Raw genomic sequence first — 6,817 nt, forward strand, 5'->3', positions numbered from 1 at the left:
GGCGCCATCAGAGATGTGTATAAGAGACAGCGCCGAGCGCGCCCTTCACGAACACCGCGTCGGACTCGCGGATGGGCGGTTCGTACGCCGCGACCGTCTCCGAGCCCACGTCGAGGTACCCCTCCGTCTTCTCGTCGATGTCGTCGACGGCGACCTCCGCGCGGTCACCGTCAGGGCCCTCGTACGCGAGGTCGGTCGCGAGCCGGATCGCGTCGCCGCGCTCGTCGAGCACCGACTCGATCAGCTCGCGGTTCTCCTCCCACTGCTCGTCGAACAGGTCCATCCCCCCTACGTCGTGACCGACGGGGTGGCCCGCGGCGCGCAAGAAGAGCTCGCCGGCGACGCCGCCGAGCAGGAAGCGGTCGACCCGGTCGTCCAACGCGTCCATCACGCCGATCACGTCGGTCGCCTTCGTCCCGCCGACGACCATCGTCACCGGCCCGTCGAACTCCCGTGTCGCGATGGCGGTGTTGGCCTCGTACTCCGTCTCCATCACGCGACCGGCGTAGGCGGGGAGGACGAGCGGGAATCCGACCAGCGAGGCGTGCTTCCGGTGGGCCGCCGAGTAGGCGTCGTTGACGTAGGCGTCGAAGCGCGGCGCGAGCGTCTGAACGAACTCCGTCTCGACCTTCTCCTCGGGCGACGCCTCGGGGAGCTCGTCGTCGCACATCCGGGTGTTCTCGAGGAGGAGCACCTCGCCCGCACCGAGCGCGTCGATCGCCGCCAGCGCCTCATCGCCGTAGGTGTCGGCAACGAACGCCACGTCGCGATCGACGTGGCCGGCGAGGATCTCGGCGTGGCCGGCGAGCGACGTGAAGTCGTCGCGGCCGGGGCGGCCCTGGTGGGCCATCAGGACGACGCGGTGGCCGGCGTCGGCAAGCTCGCAGACCGTCTCCGCGTGGCGCTCGAAGCGGCGGTTGTCCTGCGGTTCTCCGTCCTCGATCGGGGAGTTGAGGTCGAGTCGAACGAGGACGCGCGAGTCTGCCGGGAGGTCGTCGATGGTGTCGAACGTAGCCATGGGTGAACGGTCGTCGATGAGATATTTAAGCGGTGGTTCTCCGGGGGAACGTTGCCGTCGGCGAGCTGTGCCGCGGAGCGGGTCGACCGCTTACGCCTCGTCCTGAACGTACGCGGCCATGTCGAGCATCCGGTTCGAGAAGCCGTACTCGTTGTCGTACCAGGTGAGGATCTTCAGGAGCTTCCCGCCGGCGACGACGTTCGTCGACTGCAGGTCGACGTAGCTGGAGAACGGGAGACCGACGATATCGCTGGAGACGACCTCGTCGTCGGTGTAGCCGAGCACGCCCGCGAGCGGGCCGGAGTCGGCGGCCTCGCGGAAGGCGGCGTTCACGTCCTCCTCGGTGACGGTCTCGTCGAGGCTGACGACGAACTCGGTGATCGAGCCGTTCGGAACCGGAACGCGCATCGCCATCCCGTCGATCTTCCCCTCCAGCTGCGGGAGGACTTCCTGGGCGGCGCCCGCGGCGCCCGTCGAGGTCGGCACGATGTTCTCGGCGGCCGAGCGGCCGCGGCGGGTCTTCGCCTTCGGGCCGTCGATGAGGCTCTGAGAGCCGGTGTACGCGTGGACGGTGGTGAGGGTGCCGGCGTCGATGCCGAACTCGTCGTCCAGCACCTTCGCGACCGGCGTGATGGAGTTGGTCGTGCAGGAGGCGTTCGAGATCACGTCGTCGCCCTCGTACTCGTCGTGGTTGACGCCGTAGACGAGCTGTTTGACCGGCTCCTCGCCCTTCGGGGGCGCCGAGATGATCACGGTGTCCGCGCCGCCGTCGAGGTGCGCGCTCGCGTCCTCGCGGGTGCGGAAGACGCCCGTACACTCCAGCGCCACGTCCACGTCGAGCTCGTCCCACGGGAGGTCGGCGGGGTCCTGCACGTTGTACAGGTCCACCGAGGTACCGCCGATCGCCAGCGCGTCGCCGTCGCGCTCGACACCGTCGAGCCGCCCCATGACGGTGTCGTACTTCGCGAGGTACGCCATGTCGTCGAAGTCCATCACGTCGTTGATCCCGACGAGCTCGATCCGCGGCGACGCCAGCACCGCGCGGAAGACGTTTCGCCCGATCCGACCGAACCCGTTGAGGCCCACCCGAACGACCTCGTCGTCGCTCACGTCGTCGTCCGCGGCGAGATATGATTTACTCATGTTCGAAAAAGGCGAGCCCAGATACTTAAATCCGACCGAGTCGCCACGAGACAGTCACTATCGTTCGTTTTCGTTACGATCGGCTCGGTCTGCCGGCCGGCCGGTCCGCCGGCCGGCCGGGGCCCGTCGGTTCGGGGGTCAGCGGGAACCGACGACACTCACAGACGCCGCGTACCGTACGCACAGCCCCGAACAGCGGCGAGGACGGTCGTGGACAGAAGGCTTATCGGGATCAGCGTCGTCACGTGAGACATGGACAGAGACGACCGTGACGATCCGTTCGGCGACTTCTTCGAGGAGATCGAACGGATGATGAACGAGATGGCCAACGGGAACCCCGGAAGCGAGGACGCCGGCTTCGGCTCGGCGACGCACGTCGACGCGTACACGACCGACGACGGCGTGCGACTCATCGCCGATCTCCCGGCCGTCTCGAAAGAGGAGCTCTCCCTGCAGTGCGACGGGGAGGCGCTCACCATCTCCGCGGCGTCCGACCGGCGGGAGTACGACGAGACCGTCGAACTCCCCGTTCCGGTCGACGAGCACTCGGCGGACGCGACGTTCAACAACGGCGTGCTGGAGGTCGCGTTCGACCGCGACGACGACTCCGCCTCGATCGATCTGGAGTAGCCGCCGCACCCCTCCGACCCGCCTTCCCTTTCACTCTCCAGCCGCCGCGGTCCGCTCGATCAACGCCGCGAGCCGGTCGTAAAAGTCTGGCTCGTACTTCGCGGCCGCGTCGACCGTCGGCCGCGCGTTCGTCTCGTTGACGACCAGCCGGCCGTCCGCCTCCAAGAGATCGACGCCGAGATAGTCGATTCCGAGCGCTTCAGCCGTTCTTTCGGCCAGTTCGCGCGCGCGGTCGGGGAGGTCGACCCCCGTGGCCGCCGCGCCGCGGTGGACGTTGTGTTTCCACCGGCCCTCCTCGACCGCGTCGGTGGGGAGTTCCCGCTCGACGGCGCCCGCGTACGCGCCGTCGACGACCATCGCTCGGTAGTCGCGCGCGTCGGGGAGGAACTCCTGGATCAGATACGACTTGTCGCCGGTCGCGCGGTAGTCGTGGACGAGGTTCAGGTAGTCGACGACGCCCAGAAGCGAGTCGAGGTCGCTCGCGGTCGCGACGCCGACCCCGCGAGTCGCGGAGTTCGGCTTGACGACGACCGGGTAGGAGAACGGCTCGACGGCCTCGGTGACGACCGCCTCGTCGACGGGATTCGACACCATGGTGGTTCGCGGCGTCGGGAGCCCGGCGTCGGCGAGCGCGGCGATCACGCCCGCCTTGTTCCGGGAAGTGAGGACGGCATCCCGGTCGTTCACCCACGGCACCGACAGCCGCGCGTCGACCACGGCGCCCTCCATGAGTCGGGAAGGGTAGACGAAGCCGGCGTCGAAGCCGTCGAACTCGCCGGCCGGTTTCCCGCTGGGTCCGTCCCCCGACCCGCCCCCGGAGACGCGGAGCGACCGCTCTGTCGCCTGCACGTGGACCACCGCGATTCCGCGGTCGGCGAGCGGCTCGCGCACGCGCTCGAACGTCTCCTCGCCGGTCGTCATCGCGAGCCGGAGCATACGTTCGCTCGGAACCGTTCGGACTTAAAAATCGCGAGAGGCGAGTCGAGCCCCGTTCACTGGAGGTGACCTTCCTCGCGGAGCTGTTCGGCCTCGCTCTTCTCGTAGCGCCACGAGATGTCACCCTTCTCGTCCTGCCAGTCCCACGGCTCGACGAGGACGATGTCGTCTTCCCGGATCCAGACGCGCTTTTGCATCCGGCCGGGAATCCGCGCAGTCCGCTCTTTCCCGTCCGCACAGCGCACTCTGACTCGGTTCGCGCCGAGCATCTCGACGACCTCCGCGAACACCTCGTCGTCGTCGGGCATCCGGAGGTCGTTTCGACCGTCGCCGTCTCCGTTGCTCATGCGTACGCGGTGATACGCGCTCTCAAAGATAAAAGGGCCGCTCTCCGCGCGGAAACACTCTTTTTAAATCGCGACGCGGCGATGCGGGACGCATGCGCGACACCCTCGGGTCAGAAGGCATCGCCGGCGTCGTGGTCGTCCTCATCGCGGTCGGGGTTCTGACCGTCCACGACCCGATCGTCGGCGCGGGTGTTATGATCCTGTTGGCCGGCCTCGCGCTGATAGCGAAGGGGATCGCGGATTCGACGATGCGGGCGTTCGGACTCAAGTAGCGGTCACGCGTCCCGTTGGGGGAGTTTCGAGGGGGCGCGTTTCGCCGCGCTCCCGAAAGAGTGATAATCCGCGACCGCCGCGAACCGATATGGTCGACGTACCCGCGGTCGCCGTCGAACTGATCGAGCTCCTCGCCGTCGTCGCCGGCGCGGGCGCCGCCTCGGCGATCGGCGTCCTGCTGGAACGCTTCGGGCTCACCGCGGCCACCGCCGGCGACCTCGCGCTCGGCGCGTGGGCCGTCGGGATGGGCCTGCTCGCGCTGTACGTCGGGGTCGTCGCGCTCGGCTACGAGCAGGCGCTCCCCCGACTGCAGCGGCTCGCCGCCGGCGAGTGAGGCTCCGGCGCCGGCCGCGACGGCGACCCGCGGTTACAACTCCCCGTCTGCCGCCAGTTTCCTGACCGTGCTCGCCCGCTCGCGGATCGCGGCCAGTTCCGAGTCGCTCTTGTCGTCGAGGTGCGAGTACATCAGGCCCATCCGACCGGTGCCGCGCAGCGTCTCCTCGTTCTCCGCCAGGAAGTCCCAGTAGAGCGCGTTGAGCGGGCACGCCCCCTCGCCCGTGGTCCGCGAGACCGCGTACGGGCAGGACGCGCAGTAGTCGCTCATGCGGTTCACGTAGCTCCCGGAGGCGGCGTACGGCTTCGAGGAGAGCACGTCCGTGCCGAACGACCCCATCGCGACGACGTTCGGCGTGGTGACCCAGTGGTAGGCGTCGACGAAGCCGAGGTGAAACCACTCGTTCAGTTCCGCCGGGTCGGTCCCGTAGAGCAGCGCGACGTTCGAGAGCACCATCAGCCGCTCGACGTGATGCGCGTAGCCGTGCTCGCGGACGTGGCCGACCGCCTCGGAGAGGCAGCGCATGTCGGTGTCGCCGTCCCAGTAGGCGGGCGGGAGGTCCGCCGACTGCTCCAACCGGTTCGCCGCCGCCAGCGCCGGCATCGCCTCGCGGTAGACGTGTCGGGTGAACTCCCGCCACCCGAGCACCTGCCTGACGAACCCCTCGGCGGCGTTGAGCGGGACGGGAGCGGCGCCAGCAACCGACGCGCGACCCGACCCGAAGTCGTCAAGCGGCGTCGCGTTCGGATCGATCCCACCGTCCTCCTCGGGGTCGTACGCGCCCGGCTCGACGCCTCGGTCCTCGTAGGCGACCTCGACCGCCCGGACCGGCTCGCGCGGATTCAGGAGTCCGAGGTTGATCGCGGGCGAGAGCAGCGAGTGCGAAAGGAACGGCTCCCCCTCGACCATCGCGTCCTCGTAGCGCCCGAACGACGGGAGCCGGTCGCGGACGAAGGCGTCGAGCGCCGCTCGGGCCTCTCCGCGGGTGACCGGCCACGCGAAGCCGTCGAGCGAGTCGCTCCCCCACGTGTCGAACCGCTCGCGGACCCACGCGTGGGTCTCGCGGGTGAGGTCGTCGGGATCGAACCGCGGCCGTTCGGGGGGTTCCCAGTCGTCGGGCGGCGTCTCTCGGTTCAGGTCGTCGTAGTTCCACTCCCCGCCGACCGGCTCGTCGCCGTCCATCAGCACGCCCGTCTCGCGGCGGACGTGGCGGTACCAGTTCTCCTGTCGGTAGCGCCTGTCGGCGCTCCCGTCCTCGCCGACGATCAGTCCCGCCGCTTCCCCGTCCGGTTCGCCGGCCCACTCGTGCCAGTCGGCGGGCGTCGTCCAGAACAGCTCGTTGTCCAGCAGCTCCAGCGAGCCGCCGCGCTCGGCGACGAGCTCCCGGAACCGGTCGCCCGCCCCGTGGCTCGCGGGGCGCATGAGCCGGAGGTCGGCGTCGCCAGGCGCGCCGGCGAACTCCTCGCCGAAGAACCGATCGAGCCCGTCGCCGAACGACTCGGCTCGGAGATACGTCACGTCGTGACCCCGGTCGCGGAGCCGATCGCGGAAGTGGCGCATCGCCGAGAACACGAGCGTCAGCTTGTGGGCGTGGTACGGCTTCCGGTCGGCGAAGCCGTGCGCCTCGATCAACAGCACGGCGTCGGCGTCGGAGAGCGCGTCGAGGTCCGGGTTGAGCTGATCGCCCAGCAGCCAGAGGACGGAGTCGTCGCTCATGGCGGAGCACACGGACGCGGGCGACGTAGGTCTACGGGCACGGGAGCCGCGACCGCCGCCGGCGACACCCGCGCTTTTTTACTCGGCCTCGATGAGGAAGGGGTATGGACGATATCCTCACGAACTGGCTCCTCGGTCTGATCGCCGCCCTCCTCGCCGTGCTCGTGCTCGACTCGACCGGACAGTCGTTCCTCAGCCCGCTCGCGCCCGTCGCCAACGTGCTCGCGCTCGTGACGTTCCTCGCGTTCGTGCTCCTGACGGGCGCGTTCCTCGTGTACACGGCGTCGTTCCGGGACGCCTAACTCGCCCTCGCGGCGATCTCGCCCGGGCGGGTAGCTTTTTACTCCCGCTCCGTCTGCTCGGCGTATGGAGTACACGACGCTCGGAAGCACCGGGACGACGGTCTCGAAGATCTGTCTC

General features: G+C 69.0%; 8 protein-coding genes and 1 pseudogene. 4 read left to right on the forward strand and 5 right to left on the reverse strand.

Annotated elements, in window-relative coordinates; all coding sequences use genetic code 11:
* Positions 1 to 31 precede the first annotated feature (31 nt).
* A pseudogene (locus C471_RS05885) lies at positions 32 to 1,018 on the reverse strand (phosphoglycerate kinase); the annotation flags it as partial.
* 90 nt (positions 1,019 to 1,108) lie between these two features.
* Positions 1,109 to 2,161 (reverse strand): type I glyceraldehyde-3-phosphate dehydrogenase, encoded by a 1,053-nt coding sequence (gap, locus tag C471_RS05890; protein ID WP_004047128.1) that lies wholly within the window; start codon positions 2,159 to 2,161, stop codon positions 1,109 to 1,111.
* A 252-nt stretch (positions 2,162 to 2,413) separates the two neighbouring features.
* Here gap and C471_RS05895 point away from each other — a divergent pair, with 252 nt between their 5' ends.
* Positions 2,414 to 2,791, forward strand: a complete 378-nt coding sequence (locus C471_RS05895; RefSeq protein WP_004047129.1) for an Hsp20/alpha crystallin family protein — start codon at positions 2,414 to 2,416, stop codon at positions 2,789 to 2,791.
* 30 nt (positions 2,792 to 2,821) lie between these two features.
* Here C471_RS05895 and C471_RS05900 read toward each other — a convergent pair whose 3' ends face one another.
* Complete coding sequence (locus C471_RS05900; RefSeq protein ID WP_004047130.1) at positions 2,822 to 3,727, reverse strand: ATP-grasp domain-containing protein; 906 nt, start codon at positions 3,725 to 3,727, stop codon at positions 2,822 to 2,824.
* Between the two features lie 56 nt (positions 3,728 to 3,783).
* Positions 3,784 to 4,074: a translation initiation factor eIF-1A gene (eif1A, locus tag C471_RS05905; RefSeq protein ID WP_004047131.1), complete on the reverse strand. Its 291-nt coding sequence runs from the start codon at positions 4,072 to 4,074 to the stop codon at positions 3,784 to 3,786.
* A 92-nt stretch (positions 4,075 to 4,166) separates the two neighbouring features.
* Here eif1A and C471_RS05910 point away from each other — a divergent pair, with 92 nt between their 5' ends.
* A complete protein-coding gene (locus C471_RS05910) occupies positions 4,167 to 4,346 on the forward strand; it encodes a DUF7470 family protein (protein ID WP_004047132.1) in 180 nt (59 codons plus the stop codon).
* A gap of 89 nt (positions 4,347 to 4,435) precedes the next feature.
* Positions 4,436 to 4,681 carry a hypothetical protein gene (locus C471_RS05915; protein ID WP_004047133.1) on the forward strand — a complete coding sequence of 82 codons (246 nt, stop codon included), beginning with the start codon at positions 4,436 to 4,438 and terminating at the stop codon, positions 4,679 to 4,681.
* Positions 4,682 to 4,714: 33 nt separating this feature from the next.
* On the opposite strand, the gene C471_RS05920 is transcribed toward C471_RS05915, so the two are convergent.
* Complete coding sequence (locus C471_RS05920; RefSeq protein ID WP_004047134.1) at positions 4,715 to 6,397, reverse strand: cryptochrome/photolyase family protein; 1,683 nt, start codon at positions 6,395 to 6,397, stop codon at positions 4,715 to 4,717.
* Between the two features lie 104 nt (positions 6,398 to 6,501).
* On the opposite strand from C471_RS05920, the gene C471_RS05925 reads away from it, so the two are divergent.
* Entirely contained in the window at positions 6,502 to 6,699 is a 198-nt protein-coding gene (locus C471_RS05925) for a hypothetical protein (protein WP_004047135.1), read from the forward strand.
* The last annotated feature ends 118 nt before the right edge of the window (positions 6,700 to 6,817 follow it).

Source organism: Halorubrum saccharovorum DSM 1137 (assembly GCF_000337915.1).
In the GTDB taxonomy this organism is placed as follows: Archaea; Halobacteriota; Halobacteria; order Halobacteriales; family Haloferacaceae; genus Halorubrum; species Halorubrum saccharovorum.

What these genes read in the sequence shown, in the direction of transcription:
- C471_RS05910 (WP_004047132.1), top strand. Translation starts at nt 4,167, where the DNA reads ATGCGCGACACCCTCGGGTCAGAAGGCATCGCCGGCGTCGTGGTCGTC.
- C471_RS05920 (WP_004047134.1), bottom strand. Translation starts at nt 6,397, where the DNA reads ATGAGCGACGACTCCGTCCTCTGGCTGCTGGGCGATCAGCTCAACCCG.
- gap (WP_004047128.1), bottom strand. Translation starts at nt 2,161, where the DNA reads ATGAGTAAATCATATCTCGCCGCGGACGACGACGTGAGCGACGACGAG.
- eif1A (WP_004047131.1), bottom strand. Translation starts at nt 4,074, where the DNA reads ATGAGCAACGGAGACGGCGACGGTCGAAACGACCTCCGGATGCCCGAC.
- C471_RS05895 (WP_004047129.1), top strand. Translation starts at nt 2,414, where the DNA reads ATGGACAGAGACGACCGTGACGATCCGTTCGGCGACTTCTTCGAGGAG.
- C471_RS05900 (WP_004047130.1), bottom strand. Translation starts at nt 3,727, where the DNA reads ATGCTCCGGCTCGCGATGACGACCGGCGAGGAGACGTTCGAGCGCGTG.
- C471_RS05915 (WP_004047133.1), top strand. Translation starts at nt 4,436, where the DNA reads ATGGTCGACGTACCCGCGGTCGCCGTCGAACTGATCGAGCTCCTCGCC.
- C471_RS05925 (WP_004047135.1), top strand. Translation starts at nt 6,502, where the DNA reads ATGGACGATATCCTCACGAACTGGCTCCTCGGTCTGATCGCCGCCCTC.